The organism is Propioniciclava sinopodophylli (genome assembly GCF_004324755.1).
GTDB classification, from domain to species: domain Bacteria; phylum Actinomycetota; class Actinomycetes; order Propionibacteriales; family Propionibacteriaceae; genus Propioniciclava; species Propioniciclava sinopodophylli.
On sequence record NZ_SDMQ01000007.1, the window covers coordinates 58,534 to 75,998 of the forward strand.

Annotated in this window: 18 protein-coding genes and 1 pseudogene; 13 read left to right on the forward strand and 6 right to left on the reverse strand. The window is 73.0% G+C overall.

The window, feature by feature from the left end; all coding sequences use genetic code 11:
• Window positions 1–2 precede the first annotated feature (2 nt).
• The gene (locus tag ET989_RS08165) at window positions 3–188 is read left to right on the forward strand and encodes a DUF6104 family protein (RefSeq protein WP_131168056.1); all 186 of its coding nucleotides are present in this window, start codon (window positions 3–5) and stop codon (window positions 186–188) included.
• A complete protein-coding gene (gene galK / locus ET989_RS08170; RefSeq protein ID WP_241656272.1) occupies window positions 181–1,278 on the forward strand; it encodes a galactokinase in 1,098 nt (365 codons plus the stop codon). Before ET989_RS08165 ends, galK begins: the two co-directional genes overlap by 8 nt.
• Here galK and ET989_RS08175 read toward each other — a convergent pair.
• Complete coding sequence (locus ET989_RS08175) at window positions 1,262–1,633, reverse strand: hypothetical protein (protein WP_131168058.1); 372 nt, start codon at window positions 1,631–1,633, stop codon at window positions 1,262–1,264. The two genes, galK and ET989_RS08175, sit on opposite strands and share 17 nt — an antisense overlap.
• A gap of 160 nt (window positions 1,634–1,793) precedes the next feature.
• On the opposite strand from ET989_RS08175, the gene ET989_RS08180 reads away from it, so the two are divergent.
• The gene (locus ET989_RS08180; protein WP_131168059.1) at window positions 1,794–2,042 is read left to right on the forward strand and encodes a WhiB family transcriptional regulator; all 249 of its coding nucleotides are present in this window, start codon (window positions 1,794–1,796) and stop codon (window positions 2,040–2,042) included.
• A gap of 49 nt (window positions 2,043–2,091) precedes the next feature.
• Complete coding sequence (locus ET989_RS08185; RefSeq protein ID WP_131168060.1) at window positions 2,092–3,213, forward strand: ROK family protein; 1,122 nt, start codon at window positions 2,092–2,094, stop codon at window positions 3,211–3,213.
• Window positions 3,214–3,226: 13 nt separating this feature from the next.
• On the opposite strand, the gene ET989_RS08190 is transcribed toward ET989_RS08185, so the two are convergent.
• From ET989_RS08190 to ET989_RS08200, 4 genes are all read right to left on the reverse strand, one after another.
• Window positions 3,227–4,708, reverse strand: coding sequence for a sensor histidine kinase (locus ET989_RS08190; protein WP_131168061.1), 1,482 nt, complete (start codon window positions 4,706–4,708; stop codon window positions 3,227–3,229).
• A gap of 219 nt (window positions 4,709–4,927) precedes the next feature.
• A complete protein-coding gene (locus ET989_RS15965) occupies window positions 4,928–5,002 on the reverse strand; it encodes a 50S ribosomal protein bL37 (protein WP_372727394.1) in 75 nt (24 codons plus the stop codon).
• A gap of 167 nt (window positions 5,003–5,169) precedes the next feature.
• Window positions 5,170–5,436, reverse strand: a complete 267-nt coding sequence (gene rsrA / locus ET989_RS08195) for a mycothiol system anti-sigma-R factor (protein ID WP_131168062.1) — start codon at window positions 5,434–5,436, stop codon at window positions 5,170–5,172.
• Complete coding sequence (locus tag ET989_RS08200) at window positions 5,429–6,055, reverse strand: sigma-70 family RNA polymerase sigma factor (RefSeq protein WP_241656280.1); 627 nt, start codon at window positions 6,053–6,055, stop codon at window positions 5,429–5,431. The genes rsrA and ET989_RS08200 overlap by 8 nt, the downstream gene beginning before the upstream one ends.
• A 143-nt stretch (window positions 6,056–6,198) precedes the next feature.
• Between ET989_RS08200 and ET989_RS08205 the strand changes: the two genes are divergently transcribed.
• The 9 genes and pseudogenes from ET989_RS08205 (at window position 6,199) to hutH (ending at window position 16,992) form a co-directional block, all read left to right on the forward strand.
• Window positions 6,199–6,810 (forward strand): DoxX family membrane protein, encoded by a 612-nt coding sequence (locus ET989_RS08205; RefSeq protein WP_131168064.1) that lies wholly within the window; start codon window positions 6,199–6,201, stop codon window positions 6,808–6,810.
• Window positions 6,811–6,826: 16 nt separating this feature from the next.
• Complete coding sequence (aroA, locus tag ET989_RS15250; RefSeq protein WP_131168065.1) at window positions 6,827–8,083, forward strand: 3-phosphoshikimate 1-carboxyvinyltransferase; 1,257 nt, start codon at window positions 6,827–6,829, stop codon at window positions 8,081–8,083.
• On the forward strand, window positions 8,059–9,090 hold the full coding sequence (gene rsgA / locus ET989_RS08215; protein ID WP_421958217.1) for a ribosome small subunit-dependent GTPase A: 1,032 nt from the start codon (window positions 8,059–8,061) through the stop codon (window positions 9,088–9,090). Before aroA ends, rsgA begins: the two co-directional genes overlap by 25 nt.
• A gap of 42 nt (window positions 9,091–9,132) precedes the next feature.
• Window positions 9,133–9,954 carry an inositol monophosphatase family protein gene (locus ET989_RS08220; protein ID WP_131168066.1) on the forward strand — a complete coding sequence of 274 codons (822 nt, stop codon included), beginning with the start codon at window positions 9,133–9,135 and terminating at the stop codon, window positions 9,952–9,954.
• Window positions 9,955–9,989: 35 nt separating this feature from the next.
• Window positions 9,990–10,769 (forward strand): hypothetical protein, encoded by a 780-nt coding sequence (locus ET989_RS08225; RefSeq protein ID WP_131168067.1) that lies wholly within the window; start codon window positions 9,990–9,992, stop codon window positions 10,767–10,769.
• A 137-nt stretch (window positions 10,770–10,906) separates the two neighbouring features.
• Window positions 10,907–12,604 (forward strand): urocanate hydratase, encoded by a 1,698-nt coding sequence (gene hutU, locus ET989_RS08230; RefSeq protein WP_131168068.1) that lies wholly within the window; start codon window positions 10,907–10,909, stop codon window positions 12,602–12,604.
• A 117-nt stretch (window positions 12,605–12,721) separates the two neighbouring features.
• The gene (locus ET989_RS08235) at window positions 12,722–14,098 is read left to right on the forward strand and encodes a YjiH family protein (RefSeq protein ID WP_131168069.1); all 1,377 of its coding nucleotides are present in this window, start codon (window positions 12,722–12,724) and stop codon (window positions 14,096–14,098) included.
• Window positions 14,099–14,145: 47 nt separating this feature from the next.
• On the forward strand, window positions 14,146–15,351 hold the full coding sequence (gene hutI / locus ET989_RS08240; RefSeq protein WP_010079574.1) for an imidazolonepropionase: 1,206 nt from the start codon (window positions 14,146–14,148) through the stop codon (window positions 15,349–15,351).
• A gap of 29 nt (window positions 15,352–15,380) precedes the next feature.
• Window positions 15,381–16,992 (forward strand): annotated as a pseudogene (gene hutH, locus ET989_RS08245) (histidine ammonia-lyase).
• A gap of 126 nt (window positions 16,993–17,118) precedes the next feature.
• On the opposite strand, the gene ET989_RS08250 reads toward hutH, so the two are convergent.
• Window positions 17,119–17,373 (reverse strand): hypothetical protein, encoded by a 255-nt coding sequence (locus ET989_RS08250; protein ID WP_206662276.1) that lies wholly within the window; start codon window positions 17,371–17,373, stop codon window positions 17,119–17,121.
• Between the last annotated feature and the right edge of the window lie 92 nt (window positions 17,374–17,465).

Here is a 17,465-nt window from a genome sequence, read left to right on the forward strand (position 1 = left end):
CGGTGTACTTCACCGACCGCGGCATCGAGGAGCTCGAGGCCAGGCGGGGCGCCGACGAGGTGTCCCTCGCCTGGGTTGCCGAGCAGTTGCGCACGTTCGTCGACCTGAACCCCGAGTTCGAGGTGCCCGTGGAGCGGCTGGCCACCTGGCTGGCCCGCCTCGACGACGATGACGAGTTCGATGAGTGAGTCCTCGATCGGCGTCTCCCCGGGCCGGGTGAACCTGATCGGGGAGCACACCGACTACAACGAGGGCTTCGTCCTACCCATTGCGCTCGGCCACGTGGCGACGGTCACCGCGACCGCCGGCGGCACGGGCGTCCGGGTGGGGTCGGCGCAGCTCGGCGAGTCCGTGGACCTGGACGAGCTGTCCCCCGGCCCCCGGGCCTGGTGGGGGTACGTCGCCGGCGTGGTGTGGGCGCTGCGCGAACGCGGACACTCCATCGGCCCCGTCACCCTCGACATCGACAGCGCCGTGCCCCTGGGCGGGGGCCTGTCGAGCTCAGCCGCCATCGAGTGCGCCACCGCCTTGGCGCTCGACGGGCTCGCCGGCCTCGGCCTCGACGCCCAGGAGCTCGCCGCGGTCGCCCAAGCAGCGGAGAACGGCTTCATGGGCGTCCCCACCGGCCCGATGGACCAGCGGGCCAGCCTGTGGTGCACCACCGACCACGCCCTGCTGCTCGACTGCCGCACGCTGACCACCGAGCAGGTGCCGTTCGCCCTGCCCGACGACCTCGTCCTGGCGCTCGTGGACACCCGCAGCCCGCACGTGCTGGCCGACGGCCACTACGCCGAGCGCCGCGCGGCCTGTGCGCGCGCGGCGGACGCCCTCGGCGTCCGGGCCCTGCGCGACGTCACCGAGGCCGACCTGCCTGCCGCGCTGGCCCGGCTCGGTGACGAGGTGCTGGTGCGGCGGACGCGCCACGTCGTCACCGAGAACGCCCGCGTCCTGGCCGCCGTAGAGGGGCTGGGGGCCGGGGACTGGGCGGTCTTCGGGTCGCTGCTCACCGCCTCGCACGCGTCGATGCGCGACGAGTACGAGATCACCGTGCCCACCGTCGACCTGGCGGTCGAGGTCGCGCTGGCGTCCGGTGCCCTGGGCGCACGGATGACCGGCGGCGGCTTCGGGGGGACGGTCATCGCCCTCCTGCCGGCCGGCCGGCTCGCGGCGTTCACGGCCGCGCTGCAGGACGCCTACGCCCGGCGGGGCTTCGACCTGCCCGCGGTCAGCACGACCCGCGCCGGCGCTGGTGGGATGGAACTCAGCTCCCGCGCGTGAACCACCCGGTGCTGGCGGGCAGCACCAGGCCGACCACGGCGGCCACCCCCGCGGCGGCGCCGAGCCAGGCCAGCGGCGCGTTGTTGAGCGCGAACTGCCCGAAGGCGAACGCGTGCAGCAGGCCCGCCGCGATGACGGGGCCCCGCGCCCAGCGTGCGCCGCGCAGCAGCAGCACCGACCCGGCCCCCACGAGCACGCCCCACAGCATCAGCGCCAGGGCCACGCCCCCGCTGAACGCGCCGTGGCCCTCGGCGAACGACAGGACCGCCATCACCAGGGTGAACAGGGCCAGGCCCAGGGTGGCGAAGGCGGACAGCAGGACGCCGGGCGGGAGGGCGCGGGTGGACTGGGGCACCAGCAGATTCTATGTCCACCGGTCGGACATCCCCGATCAGCATCGGCCGTGCCCTCTTGTTTTCGCGCCGACAAGTTGGCAAGGTAGTAAGGCGTGCCCGAATACCCCCGCGGGCACGCGACGTCCGTTTCACCTTCCCATCACGAGGAGTGGTTGCCGCATGGACTGGCGCCATCAGGCTGCATGCCTGACAGAGGACCCGGAGTTGTTCTTCCCCGTGGGGAACACGGGTCCGGCCATCATGCAGATCGCTGAGGCCAAGAAGGTCTGCGCGCGCTGCGACGTGCGGACCGAATGCCTTCAGTGGGCCCTCGACGCAGGGCAGGACCACGGCGTGTGGGGTGGGCTGTCGGAGGACGAGCGCCGCGCGATGAAGCGACGCAACGCCCGCGCCCGCGTCCGCACCTGACGCGACGTACCCGCCCCTGAGAGCGGGCGGCGAAAGGGGATGATGGGGCATGGCCTCCCAGCGTTGGGCCCTCGACCCGACCAGCCAGCGCGTCGCGCTGACCGTGCTGCGGCGTGGCCCCATCTCCCGGACCGACCTCGGTCGTGACCTCGGTCTGAGTTCCGCCAGCGTCACCCGCCTGACGCGCCCGATGGTGCAGGCCCGCCTGCTGGTCGAGTGCCAGCCCAAGGGCCGCAGGACCGGCCGCCCGGCCCTGCCCCTGGACATCGCCGCCGAGAGCGCGACCTTCGTGGGCCTCAAGATCTCGCACGAGGGGCTGCACGCCGTCCTCACGGACCTGCGCGGCACGATCCTGACCTCGGCGTCCTGCCGCGGCGATCGCCTCTCCCCCGCCGACGTCACCGCGGCCGTGTGCACGTTGGTCGACGAGCTCGCCGAGGGCCGCCCCCGGCCGGACGCGCTGGGCGCATCGCTCGGGGCCACCGTCGGGCCGGACGGCCTCGTGCGCGGCGCGCGCTTCCTCGGCTGGGACGCCCCCGTCGACCTGGCCGCGCTGCTGGAGGCGGAGACGGGCCTGCCCACGACCATCGACAACGACGTGAACGCCTTCACCGTCGCCGAGCACTGGTTCGGCGCGGGCCGCGACACCGACGACTTCGTCGTGGTGACCATCGGCGCCGGTGTCGGCGTCGGGCTGGTCGCCCGCGACGAACTGGTGACCGGGCGTCAGGGCGCGGCCGGCATGGTCGGCCCGGTGCTCGTGCTGGACGGCCGCAAGGCGGAGGACGTGCTCACCGGCGTCATCCTCATCGAGCGGATCTCCGCGGCCCTGGGGCGTCCGCTCACGATGGAGGACCTACCCTCGCTGCCCGACCTGGCCGAGGACGACCCCACCTTGGCCGCACTGCTCGACGAGGTCGCGGACGCCGTGGGTCAACTCGCCGGCACCGTGGCCGCGATCACCGCCCCCGAGGTCGTCCTGGTGGCCGGCGAGGGCGCGCCACTCCTGGGCGGCCGTGAGGGGCGCGTCCGCACCGAGGTGGCCCGCATGTGCCCCGACCACCTGCCGGCCCCCGAGGTCGTCGTGGATGTCGTCGGCGACGACGAGTGGGCACGCGGCGCCGCGGCGCTGGCGATCCGCGCCCACATGGGCGTGGGCCCCGACGCCTGAGCGGGGCCCCGCGTCAGGCCGTGCGCTCCCGTGCCCGCTCGAGCGGGATGACGATCCGCGCGCGCGTCCCCTCCGCGCCGGGGCGGCTGACCACCTCGAACGTCCCGTCGAGGTCGGCCACGAGCGTGGTCACGATCGACAGGCCGAGCGAGCGCGAGGATTCCAGCGAGAAGTCATCCGGCAGCGGGGCCCCGTCGTTCTCGACGTCCACGCGGAGCTGACCGTCGCTCTGGGAGGGGCGCACGATGACCTCGCCCGGGGCGTCCCCCAGGCCGTGCTCGAGGGCGTTCTGGATGACCTCGGTGAAGACCAGCGAGAGGTTGGTCGCGACATCGGCGGGCATGCAGCCGAAGCTGCCCACGCGCGTCATCGCCACCTTGCTGCGGGAGGACGCCACGTCGCGCACCATCGTCATGAGGCGGTCGGCCACCTCGTCGAAGCAGACGACCTCGTCGAACCCCTTGGACAGGATCTCGTGGACGACCGCGATGGCCGCGACCCGCTTCTGGGCGTCGGTCAGGGCGCTGGACGCCTCGGGCGAGGTGGTGCGGCGGGCCTGCAGGCGGAGCAGGGCCGCCACCGTCTGGAGGTTGTTCTTCACCCGGTGGTGGATCTCGCGGATCGTGGCGTCCTTGGTGACGAGCTCGCGCTCGCGGTTGCGCAGGTCGGTCACGTCGCGGCAGGTCACGAACCAGCCCACGTTGCGGTTCTCCAGCAGCAGCGGCTGGGCCCGCAGGCGGAGCGCGCCCCCCCGGGTCTCGACCTCCTGCTCGCGGACGCGCTGCGCCACGAGCAGGGGCGCAGCCACCTGCTCGACCGGCTCGCGGCTGCCTCCGGCCAACTCGGCCGCCATGACGCGCAGGTCGTCACCGAGGAGGTCGCCGCCCCAGCCGAGCCGGCGGAAGCCGCTCATCGCATTGGGGCTGGCGAAGGTGACGATGCCGTTGCGGTCCAGGCGCAACGACCCGTCGCCCACGCGGGGGGTCTCCCACGGGACGGGCTTGTCGCCGGCGGTCGGGAACGCAGCCGACCTCAGCATGTCCATGAGGATCTGGGCGGTCTCGAGGTACGTGTCCTCCAACGCGCCCGGCGCGCGGACGCCCATTCGGTTGGTGTGCAGCTCGACGACCGCGATGACCCGCTCGCCGCGGATGATCGGGACGGCGTGCACATCCACGGGGATGCCCGCGTGGAGCTTGTTGCCGCTGGTCGCGCAGATCTCCTGCGACAGGTAGGCCTCGGTGACGAGGCTCTCCGGGTCGTAGGCGATCTCCTCGCCCACCACGTCGTCCTCGAGCGCGGTGGGGCCCGTCGTCGGGCGGCACTGGGCCCCGGCCCAGAACACGTTGGGGTCCTCGTCGGGGATCCACAGGATGAGGTCGCTGAACGACAGGTCGGCCAGGACGTCCCACTGGTCGATCAACCCCGAGAGCCACAGCGTCTCCTCCGCCGTCAGGTCGCTGTGTTGGGCAACGACCTCGGTCAACGTGAGCATGCCGCCATCGTAGGCCGCCCCACCCAGCCCCGCCGCCCGTGCTGCCTTTCCGCCGAGGGCTTGGGTCCAGTCCGCCGAGGGCTTGGGTCCAGTCCGCCGAGGGCTTGGGTCCGGTCCGCCGAGGGCTTGGGTCCGGTCCGCCGAGGGCTTGGGTCCGGTCCGCACATGCGAAGAGCCCCCACCGATCGGTGGAGGCTCCCGGTTCTGGTCGGCAAGGACTCAGGCGTTGGGGCGCTTGCCGTGGTTCGCCTTGTTCTTCTTGCGGGCGCGGCGCTTGCGACCGGTCTTACCCATGATGGATCTCCTCTGCGTCGGGTGCGCCGGGCGGCGCGACGATCCATTCTGCCACGGGTGCGCACGCTCGCCCAATCGGGGTACCGGGATCCGACTCGCATGGCGAGCCGCAGCCCTCGGCGGGCTGGAGGCAAGCCCTCGGCGGGCTGGAGGCAAGCCCTCGACGGTCAGGGCGTACCGGGCCCCTCGACGACGGTGAAGCGGACGGTGTGGATCTGAGTCACCACGCGCAGACGCAGGGTCTCGGGTGCCGGCGGGCAGGCGCACGCACGGCGCACGAGCTTGCGCAGGGCGTCGATGAGGTCGGTCTCGTCCAGGCAGTGGGCGCAGGCGTCGATGTGGTGGCGCAGCTCGTCCGCCTCGCGCTCGGTCAGTTCGCCGTCCAGGAACTGGTGCACGCGCTCCTCGACGAAGCGGCAGTCGACCTCACGCATCGCTACCTCCCGTCGCGATGCCCAGGGAGGCCGCGTGGTCGGCGAGCAGCTTGCGCAGCTGGGTGCGGCCACGGTTGAGCCGCGACATCACCGTGCCGATGGGCGTGCCCATGATCTCGGCGATCTCCTTGTAGGAGAAGCCCTCGACGTCGGCCAGGTAGACGGCCATGCGGAAGTCGGGGGCCAGCTGACCCATCGCGTCCGTGACGACCGAGTCGGGCATGCGGTCCAGGGCGTCCATCTCGGCCGACCGCAGGCCGGTCGAGGTGTGCTTCTCCGCGGCGGCGAGCTGCCAGTCCTCGATGTCCTCGCCGAAGCCCTCCTGGGGCTGGCGTTGCTTCTTGCGGTAGCTGTTGATGTAGGTGTTGGTGAGGATCCGGTACAGCCACGCCTTGAGGTTCGTGCCCGGCTTGAACTGGTGGAACGATGCGAAGGCCTTGGCGTACGCCTCCTGGACGACGTCCTCGGCGTCGGCGGCGTTGCGGGCCATGCGCAGGGCGGCGCCGTACAGCTGGTCCAGGTACGGCAGCGCGTCCCGCTCGAAGCGGGCGGCCCGCTCCTCGGGGGTCTCGGTGGCGACGTCGACCTCGTCAGGTGCGTCGGTGCTCGGCAGGTTCATCGCATACCAGAGTACCGCCGACACCGCAGGGACGTGCAGCCCACCCCCGGCGACGGGAAGTGTCTCGGTGCTAGCCATGACGGGAGAACGCGGCCTCGCCGGTGTTTGTTCCCGTCGCTTGGCGGCCGTGGTAGGAATGGGGCATGAATCTCGTGCGCGGAATCGGCCGCCTGTTGTTGGGTGGCTACTTCATCGTCCAGGGCGCCAAGGCGGTCAAGGACCCGGCCCAGTTCGCCCCCGCTGCCGGACCCATCGCGCAGCGCTTCGTCCCCCTGGCGCAGCGGACCCTCCCGCCCGAGGCGTCCGCCTACGTGCCGGAGGATCCGGACACGCTCGTGCGCCTCAACGGCGCGCTGTCGGTGCTGGGCGGCCTCGGCATGGCCACCGGCCTCGGACGCCGTGGTGGCGGCTACCTGGCTGCGGCCTCGCTCGTGCCGCACGTGCTGGCCGCCAACGCCCAGGGCAACACCGAGGCCGAGAAGCAGACCATGCGCGCCCAGCTGCTCAAGAACCTGGCCCTGCTCGGTGCCGCCCTGGTCGTCTCGCAGGACACCGCCGGCCAGCCCAGCCTCCTGTGGCGTGCCCACGACACCCGCAAGCGGCTGGCCACCGAAGCCGAGCGCACCGCGTCCATCGTGGCGCGCCGCACCGGGAACACCGGCAAGGCCCTGGCCAAGGACATCCGGCACTTCAAGCGGCAGGCTGAGCTCCAGTCGAAGCTGGCGCTGAAGAACCTCGAGTCCGCTCTGCCGTGACAGGCGCCCCCCGCCCGTGACCCGCTGGGTCGCACCCACCGCCGCCGGTCCCGTCCGGGGCTCCGTCATCGTCCCCGGCTCCAAGTCGGCGACCGCCCGCGCCCACGTGCTGGCGGCGCTGGCCGACGGCCCGTCCCGCCTGGTTGGGGCGCTGGACGCCCGCGACACGCGCCTCATGCGGGGTGCGCTGGCCACGCTCGGCGTCGGGTACACCGACCACGACGACGGCACCGTGACCGTGACGCCCCCGGACGCCTTCCGACCCGGGGCCGTTGACGTCGGCTTGGCCGGCACGATCATGCGCTTCGTGCCCCCGCTGGCGGCGCTGGCTGAGGGCACCACTGCGTTCACGGGCGACCGCGAGGCCGAGGTGCGCCCCGTCGCTCCCCTGCTGGACGGGCTGGCCCAGGCCGGCGCCCGCATCGACGGGCGCGCGCTCCCGTTCACCGTCCACGGCACCGGGTCGGTGCGCGGCGGCGAGGCCACGATCGACGCGTCCGGGTCCAGCCAGTTCGTTTCCGGGCTGCTGCTGTCGGCGGCCCGCTTCGACGAGGGGCTCACGCTGCACCACCGGGGCGAGGCGGTCCCCAGCCGCCCGCACATCGGGTTGACCCTGGCCATGCTCCGCGACCGTGGCGTGGGAGCCGAGGAGGTCGGCCCGGCGTCCTGGCGCGTCGAGCCCGGCCCCATCGACGCCCGCGATGAGACGATCGAGCCCGACCTGGTCAACGCCGCCGTCTTCCTGGCCGCCGCCCTGCCGACCGCCGGGGCGGTGACCGTGGCGTGGCCCCGGCACACCGTGCAGGCGGCCGACACCATCCTGGGCGTGCTGGACGCGCTGGGCGGCGTCGTCACCCGCACCGACGGTTACGTCACCGTGTCCGGCACCGGGCGCGTGAAGGGCGCGGACCTCGACCTGACCGACGCCAGCGAGCTCACCTGCATCGCCGCCGCCCTGCTGGCCACCGCCGACGGGCCGGGAAGCATCCGCGGCGTCGCGCACATCCGCGGCCACGAGACCGACCGCCTCGCCGCGCTCGAGACCGAGCTGTCCCAGCGGGGGGCGGGCGTCCATCAGACCGCCGACGGGCTGGCCATCGAGCCGCGTCCGCTGGCGGGCGGCGCCTGGGGCACCTACGCCGACCACCGGATGGCCCACGCCGGCGCCGTCCTGGGGCTGTCCGTGCCCGGCGTGGAGCTGGACGACATCGGCGCCACCACCAAGACCATGGCCGACTTCGCGGGCCTCTGGTCCGGGCTGGTGGGCGCGTGAGCCGCCGGGCGCTCGAGCGCGACGAGCACCACGGCTTCGGACGCCCACAGCGCCGCACCAAGCCGCGCACCAAGGACCGTCCCGACTACTCCGACGCCGAGGTGGGGCTGGTCATCACGGTCGACCGTGGCCGCTACTCGGTCGACCTCGACAACGAGCACGGCCATCGCCGCGTGCTGGCCGCGAAGGCCAGGCAGCTCGGCCGCAAGGGTGTCATCGTCGGCGACCGCGCCCGCGTCGTCGGTGACACGTCCGGCGCCGAGGGCACGCTGGCCCGCATCGTGGAGGTGACCGAGCGGGAGACCGTCCTGCGCCGCACCGCCGACGACAACGACCCGTTCGAGCGCCCGATCGTCGCCAACGCCGACCAGCTCGCGATCGTCACCGCGCTGGCCGACCCGCCCCCGCGGATGGGCATGATCGACCGCATCCTCGTCGCGTCCTACGACGCCGGCCTCGAGCCGCTGCTGGTGCTCACCAAGGCCGACCTGGCTCCGCCGGACGAGCTGCTGGCCGCCTACGCCGGCCTCGACGTGGAGGCCATCGTCGTCGAGCCCGGCGCCGACCTCACCCGCCTGCGCGCGTTGCTGGCCGGCCACCGCACCGTCTTCGTCGGGCACTCCGGAGTCGGCAAGTCCACGCTCGTCAACGCCCTGATCCCGGACGCCCACCGCGCCACCGGCGTCGTCAACGAGGTCACCGGGCGCGGGCGGCACACGTCCACCTCGGCGATCGCCCTGGAGCTGCCCGAGCCGGGTGGCTGGGTGATCGACACCCCCGGCGTCCGGTCGTTCGGGCTGTCGCACGTGACCACGGACTCGGTGCTCGCCGCCTTCGACGACCTCTACGAGCTCGTCGACGAGTGCCCCCGCGGCTGCAAACACGACTCGACCGCCCCCGAGTGCGCGCTGGACGCCGCCGTCGCCGAGGGACGCCTGCGTCCGGAGCGGCTGGAGTCGTTCCGCCGTATGGAGAAGGTCTGGACCAGCCCTGCCGCGTGGGAGTGAGCCTCACCGGTTGCCGTGGGCGCGACCACTAGGGTGGTACGCATGCCGGACGCCTCCTACGTCGACGACGTGCGCCTCGCCCACGTCCTCGCCGACAACGCCGACGCCATCACGGTGGGCCGCTTCAAGGCCCAGAACCTGACGGTGACGAGCAAGCCCGACCTGACCGAGGTCACCGACGCCGACATTGCCGTCGAGGACGCGATCCGCGCGACCCTGAAGCGCGCCCGCCCGCGCGACGCCGTGCACGGCGAGGAGCGTGAGGACACCGGCTGGGGCCCCCGCCGCTGGGTGATCGACCCGATCGACGGCACCCGCAACTTCGTCCGGGGCGTTCCCGTGTGGGCCACGCTCATCGCGCTCATGGAGGGGGACCGCGTCGTGGTGGGGCTGGTCTCCGCGCCGGCCCTGCAGCGCCGCTGGTGGGCGTCCGAGGGCGGCGGCGCCTACACCGGCAAGTCGCTGATGAACGCCTCGCGCCTGCAGGTCTCGGCGGTGGACGCCGTGGCGGACGCCTCGCTGTCGTACTCCTCGATCCACGGCTGGGTTGACTCGGGCCGCGGGCAGGGGTTCGTCGACCTCATGCGCGAGTGCTGGCGCACGCGCGCCTACGGCGACTTCTGGAGCTACATGCTCCTCGCCGAGGGGGCCGTCGACATCGCGACCGAGCCCGATCTTGCCCTGCACGACATGGCCGCCCTGGACGTCATCGTCCGCGAGGCCGGTGGCCGCTTCACCAACATCGACGGCGTCGACGGCGTGGCCGGCCCGGGTGCGCTCGCCACGAACGGACGCCTCCACGAGGAGGTGGCCGGCGCGCTGGCCCCGGTCGAGCCCACCGCCGAGCTGGAGCCACTCCCCTGACCACGCCGGCGTCGGCGCCGGTCGTTTGCCTGCAGGTGATCCGGCACCGCGACCCCGCGGCTGCCGCGGCCCGGTTCGTCACCACCGTGCTGACGGACTTCTTCTGGCTGCAGTTCTCCGTGCGCCTCGGGCTGCGCCGGGTGCGGGTCGTCGACGTCGACCACCCGCTGGACGCCCTGGTGCCCTTCGAGCCCGCCCGCGTCGGGGTGTACCTGGACTTCATCGCGTTCTGGATCCGTCCTCTGGACGACGTGCGGCGCCTGCACGGGGCGACGGCGCAGCGCCGGGCCGCGGTGGAGTTCCTCGGCCTCATCCGTCGCTGCTACCAGGAGGCGGCCGAGGTGTACGGCACGACCATGTCGACCACGCGGCGTCCGCGGTACCTCAGGGGGCGGTTCCTCGCCATCCACGCCTTCGACCCGCACCTGCTGTGCGTGCCCAGCCTGCACATCATGGTGGTCGTCCTGGCCTGGACCTTCTACCGCCGCCTGGACGCCGCCCTCGGCGCCCGCCTGTTCGGCGGGGCGGTCGCGATCGCCGACACGGTGCTCTACATCAAGCAGCACTCCGTCAACTGCATCCCGGCGGCGCTGTACGCCATGGGCCGCATCACCCCCGACGACATGACCGAGGCCGACGTGGAAGCCTTCACCGCCGCCCTGTTCGCCGACACCGCCTCGGTGGCGCCGGACGCCGCCGCGGCCATCCGCGCGCACGTGCTGGAGACGTGGCGGGCGCTGGTCGCCGACGGTGCGTCGGACTCCTCGTGGCAGCCCGCCGTGCTGCGGTTGCTGGCGGAGCTGGACCGCGCCTGAGCTCCCGTGGCCGCACGCGGATCGGGCTTGTGCGTGAGCCGAGTCACTGTTTCAATGATCGAAAATGCATGCCGAGCCGTGAAATCACCGGGGCCACCCGTCCCGGCGGCGCACGCACCCCGTCGAGAGGAACTGCCATGGCCGAGGGCTTCACCCAGCACGACCCGTCCCGCACCATCCGCGCCCCGCGCGGCACCGAGCTCTCCGCCAAGTCCTGGCAGACCGAGGCCCCGCTGCGGATGCTCATGAACAACCTGGACCCCGAGGTCGCCGAGCGTCCCGAGGACCTCGTCGTCTACGGCGGCACCGGCCGCGCGGCCCGCTCCTGGGAGGCCTACGACGCCATCGTCGCCACCCTCAAGGACCTCGAGGAGGACGAGACCCTCCTGGTGCAGTCCGGCAAGCCGGTGGGCGTGTTCCGCACCAACAAGTGGGCCCCGCGCGTGCTGATCGCCAACTCCAACCTCGTGGGCGACTGGGCCACGTGGCCGGAGTTCCGCAAGCTCGAGGCCGAGGGCCTGATGATGTACGGCCAGATGACCGCCGGCTCCTGGATCTACATCGCCACCCAGGGCATCCTGCAGGGCACCTACGAGACCTTCGCCGCGATCGGCCGCAAGAAGTACGACGGCACCCTCAAGGGCACCCTCACCCTGACCGGCGGCTGCGGCGGCATGGGCGGCGCCCAGCCCCTGGCCGTCACCCTCAACGGGGGCGTCTGCCTGATCGTGGACGTCTCGGAGGACCGCCTGCGCCGCCGCATGGGCAAGCGCTACCTGGACGAGGTGGAGACGGACATCGACAAGGCCGTGGCGCGCGTCATGCAGGCCAAGAACGACGGCGAGGCCGTCTCCCTGGGCCTCGTGGGCAACGCCGCCGAGGTCTTCCCCGAGCTGCTCGAGCGCCAGAAGCGCGGCGAGATCGAGATCGACATCGTCACGGACCAGACCTCCGCGCACGACCCGCTGTCCTACCTGCCGATCGAGATCGACGAGAAGGACTGGCACGCCGAGGCCGAGGCCGACCCGGACACCTTCACCAAGAAGGCCCAGGAGTCCATGGCCCGCCAGGTCGAGGCCATGGTCGGCTTCCAGGACATCGGCGCCGAGGTCTTCGACTACGGCAACTCCATCCGCGACGAGGCCCGCAAGGCCGGCTACTCCCGCGCCTTCGAGTTCCCGGGCTTCGTCCCGGCCTACATCCGCCCGCTGTTCTGCGAGGGCCTCGGCCCGTTCCGCTGGGCCGCCCTCTCCGGCGACCCGGAGGACATCCGCGTGACCGACGAGGCCCTGAAGGAGCTGTTCCCCGAGAACGAGCACCTGCACCGCTGGCTCGACGGCGCCGCCGAGTTCGTGGAGTTCGAGGGCCTGCCGGCCCGCATCTGCTGGCTGGGCTACGGCGAGCGCCACAAGGCCGGCCTGCTCTTCAACCAGCTCGTGGCCGAGGGCAGGGTCAAGGCGCCGATCGTGATCGGCCGCGACCACCTCGACTCCGGCTCCGTGGCCTCCCCGTACCGCGAGACCGAGTCCATGCTGGACGGCTCCGACGCGATCGCCGACTGGCCGCTGCTGAACGCCCTGACCGCCACCTCCTCCGGCGCCACCTGGGTGTCGATCCACCACGGCGGCGGCGTCGGCATCGGCCGGTCCATCCACGCCGGCCAGGTGGGCGTTGCCGACGGCACCGAGCTGGCCGCGGCCAAGCTCGAGGCGCTGCTCACCAACGACCCCGGCATGGGCGTCATCCGCCACGTCGACGCCGGCTACTCCCGCGCCGCCGAGGTGGCGAAGGAGCGCGGCGTCCGTGTGCCCATGGAGGCCACGATCCGGGACTGACCCCGGTCACGTCGCCGGACGACGACGGTGCCGCCGCGCCGCCGCCGTCCGACGACTTCACCGCCGCGAGCCGGACGGGCGGCCGCCCGTCCGGCTCGCGATCGAAAGGACACCACGATGGACTCGTCCCGCCCCGCAGACCACGAGCTGCACACCGACACCACCGCGATGGCCGCGATCGAGGCCGACGCGCCCCGCCCGCCGGCGCGCTGGCGCATGATCGTCTACTCGGCGATCGGCATCGTCATGTTCTTCGTGCCCGTCACGATCAACGGGGCGAGCTCCATCCCCCTGGACCACCTGGTGACCTGGGTGCGCGGGCTGCTCGGCCCGGCCGACCGCTGGGTGGGCCTGGCCATCATCGCCGCCGGCGCCGTGTACCCGTTCGCCTCGGGCCGCTGGCGGACCAGCACCACGCGGACGGTCTTCGCGTTCCTCGCCGTGCTCGGCCTGGTCGCCTCGGCGATGGTCGTGTTCGGCGTGGGCCCGAGCTGGATCCTGGACAAGAGCATCGGCCCGTTCCTGATGGACAAGCTCGTGGTCCCCGTGGGCCTGATCGTGCCCATCGGCGGCGTCTTCCTGGCCCTCGTGATCGGCTACGGCCTCATGGAGTTCGTGGGCGTCTACCTGCGCCCGGCCATGCGGCCGATCTGGCGCGTGCCCGGCCGCGCCGCCGTCGACGCCGTCGCCTCCTTCGTGGGCTCCTACGCCCTGGGCCTGCTGCTGACGAACCGCATGTACACCGGGGGCCGCTACACGGCCCGCGAGGCGGCGATCATCGCCGTCGGCTTCTCCACGGTGTCCGCGACCTTCATGGTGATCGTCGCCAAGACGCTGGGCCTGATGGACATCTGGCTCTGGTACTTCTTCGGCACCCTCGTGGTGACGTTCGTGGTCACGGCCATCACCGTGCGCATCCCGCCGCTGAACCGCATCCCGGACGAGGTGTACCCCGGCGCGGTGCACTCGCCCGAGCAGGCCGTCACCCGGGACCGCTTCCGCGTGGCCCTGCGCGCCGCCGAGCAGACCCTCGCCGAGGCTCCGCCCCTGCCGAAGAACATCTGGGTCAACTTCCGGGACGGCCTCGTGATGGTGCTCCAGATCCTGCCCTCCATCATGTCCGTGGGCCTGATCGCCCTGGTCCTGGCCACGTACACGCCCGTGTTCGAGTGGATCGGCGTGATCTTCTACCCGCTGTTCTGGGCGCTGGGCTACTCTGACCCCGGCCTGCTGGCCTCGGCCTCCGCCACCTCGATCGCCGAGATGTTCATCCCGGCCACGATGGCGGCCGGTCACGAGGACCTCGTCGCCCGGTTCGTGATCGGCGTCGTCTGCGTCTCCGCGATCATCTTCTTCTCCGCGGTGGTTCCTGCCATCCTGGCCACGGACATCCCCGTGAAGATGTGGCACCTCCTGGTGATCTGGGTCGAGCGCGTGGCGCTCACCATCGTGCTGGCCACGCCGCTGGCCCACCTGGTGGCCGCGCTCACCTGAGGCCCGCCCCACCGCCCCACCCCTGTCCGTCCCGCAGAGAGGCCCCCATGCGCTCCACGCTCATCACCGACATCGCCGAGCTGACCACCGTCGACCCCGAAGGGCGGGTGCTCACGGACGCGGCCGTCGTCGTCGAGGACGAGCGCATCGCCTGGATCGGCCCCGCCGCGGACGCCCCGGACGCGGACGACCGGGTGTCCGTCGAGGGCCGCGCCGTGCTGCCCGGCTGGGTGGACTCCCACACGCACCTCGTGTTCGACGGGGACCGCTCCGCCGAGTTCGAGGCCCGCATGGCCGGCGAGTCCTACGCGGCCGGCGGCATCGGCGTGACCACCTCCGCCACCCGTGCCGCCTCGGACGACCGCCTGGCCGAGCTGGTCCGCGGCCGGGTGGCCGACGCGGTGGCCGGCGGCACCACCTACCTCGAGACCAAGACCGGCTACGGGCTCACCGTGGAGGAGGAGGCGCGCCACGCGCGCCTGCTGGCCGGGCTGCGCGAGGAGGGCCTCGTGGACGAGGTGACCTTCCTCGGTGCCCACCTCGTGCCCCCGGGCCGGGACGCGGAGGACTACCTCGACGACGTCGTCGGACCGATGCTCGAGGCCGTGCGGGAGCACGCGGGCTGGGTGGACGTGTTCTGCGACACCGGCGCCTTCGACGCCGAGCAGACCCGCCGCGTGCTCGCCGCCGGCGTGGCGGCGGGCCTGGGCGTGCGCCTGCACGGCAACCAGATCGAGCAGGGCCCGGGCGTGGGCGTGGCCGTGGAGTTCGGCGCCGCCTCCGTGGACCACGTCAACCACCTCTCCGACGCGGACGTCGAGGCCCTGGCCGGCACCTGGACCGGCTGGGACCGCGCCTCGGCCACCGGCACGCCCGGCACCGTGGCCGGCTGCCTGCCCGCGTGCGACCTGTCCACCCGCGCCCCGCTGGCGCCCGCGCGTCGCCTGCTCGACGCCGGCATCGAGGTCTCCCTGGCCTCGAACTGCAACCCGGGCACCAGCTACACCACGTCCATGAACTTCAACGTGGGCACCGCCGTGCTGCAGATGCACCTGACCCTCGCCGAAGCCGTGCGCGCCGCCACCCTCGGCGGGGCCCTCGGCCTGCGGGCGCAGGACCGCGTCGGCAGCCTCGAGGTCGGCAAGCGCGCCGACCTGCACGTGCTCGACGCCCCCGCCGCCATCCACCTGGCCTACCGCCCCGGCATGCCGCTGACCCACGCGGTCTGGCGCGCGGGCCGCCGGGCCGTCTGATCGACCGACAGCAAGGAGAACGCATCACCATGACCACCCCTCCCGTCACCGTCACGCTCGGCACGTCCGGGGCCACCCTGGACGACGTCGTCGCCGTGGCCCGCCACGACGCCCGCGTGGTGCTCGCCGACGACGTGCTCGAGACCGTCGGCGCGGTGCGCCGCCACGTCGAGGCGCTGGCCGAGGCCGAGACCCCACCTACGGCGTCTCCACCGGCTTCGGCGCGCTCGCGGACAAGCACATCCCGCTCGAGTCCCGCGCGCAGCTGCAGAAGTCGCTGATCCGCTCCCACGCCGCCGGCATGGGCCCCGTGGTGGAGCGCGAGGTCGTCCGCGCGCTGATGTTCCTGCGGGCCACCACGCTCGCCTCCGGCCGCACGGGCGTGGCCCCGTGGTGGTCGAGACCTTCGTGGCCATGCTCAACGCGGGCATCACCCCCGCCGTGCGCGAGTTCGGCTCCCTGGGCTGCTCCGGTGACCTCGCACCGCTCTCCCACGTGGCCCTGGCGCTGATGGGCGAGGGCGACGTCGTCGGGACGGACGGCGCGCTGCGTCCGGCCGGCGAGGCGCTCGCCGAGGCCGGGATCGAGCCGGTCGAGCTGCGGGAGAAGGAGGGCCTGGCCCTCGTCAACGGCACCGAGGGCATGCTCGGCATGCTCATCATGGCGCTGGCCGACCTCGAGGAGCTCGCCGACACCGTGGACCTCACCGCCGCGATGTCCGTGGAGGCGCTGCTCGGCACCGACCGCGTGTTCGTGCCGGAGCTGCACCTGCCGCTGCGCCCCCACCCGGGCCAGGCGACCTCCGCCGACCGGATGCTGAAGATCCTGGCGGGCTCGCCGATCGTGGCCAGCCACAAGGAGGGCGACTCCCGCGTGCAGGACGCCTACTCGCTGCGCTGCGCCCCGCAGGTGGCCGGCGGCCTGCGCGACACCCTCGCGTACGTGCGCACCGTGGCCGAGCGTGAGCTCGCCGCCACCGTGGACAACCCGGTGGTGCTCGACGACGGCCGGGTGAGCTCGAACGGCAACTTCCACGGGGCGCCCGTGGCGTACGTGCTGGACTTCCTGGCCATCCCGGTGGCCGACGTCGCCAGCATGTCCGAGCGCCGCACCGACCGCATGCTGGACCCGGCCCGCTCGCACGGGCTGCCCGCGTTCCTCGTGGACGACCCGGCCGTGGACTCCGGCATGATGATCGCCCAGTACACGCAGGCCGGGCTCGTCTCGGACATGAAGCGCCTGGCCGTGCCCGCGTCCGTGGACTCCATCCCGTCCTCCGCGATGCAGGAGGACCACGTGTCCATGGGCTGGCACGCCGCCCGCAAGCTGCGCTCGGCCGTGGAGAACTTCCGGCGCGTGCTCGCCGTCGAGCTCGTGGCCGCCGCCCGCGCGATCGAGCTGCGCGCCCCGCTGCAGCCCTCCGCCGCGACCGGTGCCGCCGTCCGCGTGATCCGCGAGGCCGGTGTCCCCGGCCCCGGCCCGGACCAGTACATGGCGACGCAGCTGGCCGCCGCCGAGCAGGCCCTGCGCGACGGGTCCGTGCTGGCCGCCGTGGCGGAGGCGCTCGCGGGCGTGTCCGCCGACGCCGAGCCGCAGGACCTGGCCGAGGAGTCCGAGGGCGCCGGGGCCGAGGGGCACTGACGCTGCCGAGCGGCCCGACGCCACAGAGTAATCACGACATGCCGCGTGCGTCTGGAATGGACGGCGTGTCGTGACCACTCTGTGTGCGGAGGGGGCGGCCGGGGAATCGGGCCCGGTCGGCCCGGCTCAGGCCGCCAGGTCCACGTCCTTCGTCTCCTTCATGAACAGGCCGGTCAACCCGGTGAGGCCGCCGACCACCATGAGGTAGATCGGGAACACGCTGGTCCACCCCTGCGCCGTCAGCCACGTGATCAGGTACGGCGCCGTGCCGCCGAAGATCGCGGTGGCCAGCGAGAGCATGGTGGCCACGCCCTTGGCGCGCACCGCCGTGGGCAGCACCTCGGACCAGACGGCGCCGTTGACGCCGAACAGCAACGCCACGGCCAGCAGCGCGGCCCACGGCAGCGCCGAGCCCCTGCCCCGTGGGCGGAGGGACGCTGAGGCGCGCGGCCCCCCCGCGCCTGAATGGACCC

Bases quoted from the DNA above. Each gene is read 5' to 3' on its own strand.
- galK (WP_241656272.1), top strand. From the start codon at position 181: ATGAGTGAGTCCTCGATCGGCGTCTCCCCGGGCCGGGTGAACCTGATC.
- ET989_RS08180 (WP_131168059.1), top strand. From the start codon at position 1,794: ATGGACTGGCGCCATCAGGCTGCATGCCTGACAGAGGACCCGGAGTTG.
- ET989_RS08185 (WP_131168060.1), top strand. From the start codon at position 2,092: ATGGCCTCCCAGCGTTGGGCCCTCGACCCGACCAGCCAGCGCGTCGCG.
- ET989_RS08190 (WP_131168061.1), bottom strand. From the start codon at position 4,708: ATGCTCACGTTGACCGAGGTCGTTGCCCAACACAGCGACCTGACGGCG.
- rsrA (WP_131168062.1), bottom strand. From the start codon at position 5,436: ATGCGTGAGGTCGACTGCCGCTTCGTCGAGGAGCGCGTGCACCAGTTC.
- ET989_RS08200 (WP_241656280.1), bottom strand. From the start codon at position 6,055: ATGAACCTGCCGAGCACCGACGCACCTGACGAGGTCGACGTCGCCACC.
- ET989_RS08205 (WP_131168064.1), top strand. From the start codon at position 6,199: ATGAATCTCGTGCGCGGAATCGGCCGCCTGTTGTTGGGTGGCTACTTC.
- ET989_RS08220 (WP_131168066.1), top strand. From the start codon at position 9,133: ATGCCGGACGCCTCCTACGTCGACGACGTGCGCCTCGCCCACGTCCTC.
- hutU (WP_131168068.1), top strand. From the start codon at position 10,907: ATGGCCGAGGGCTTCACCCAGCACGACCCGTCCCGCACCATCCGCGCC.
- ET989_RS08235 (WP_131168069.1), top strand. From the start codon at position 12,722: ATGGACTCGTCCCGCCCCGCAGACCACGAGCTGCACACCGACACCACC.
- hutI (WP_010079574.1), top strand. From the start codon at position 14,146: ATGCGCTCCACGCTCATCACCGACATCGCCGAGCTGACCACCGTCGAC.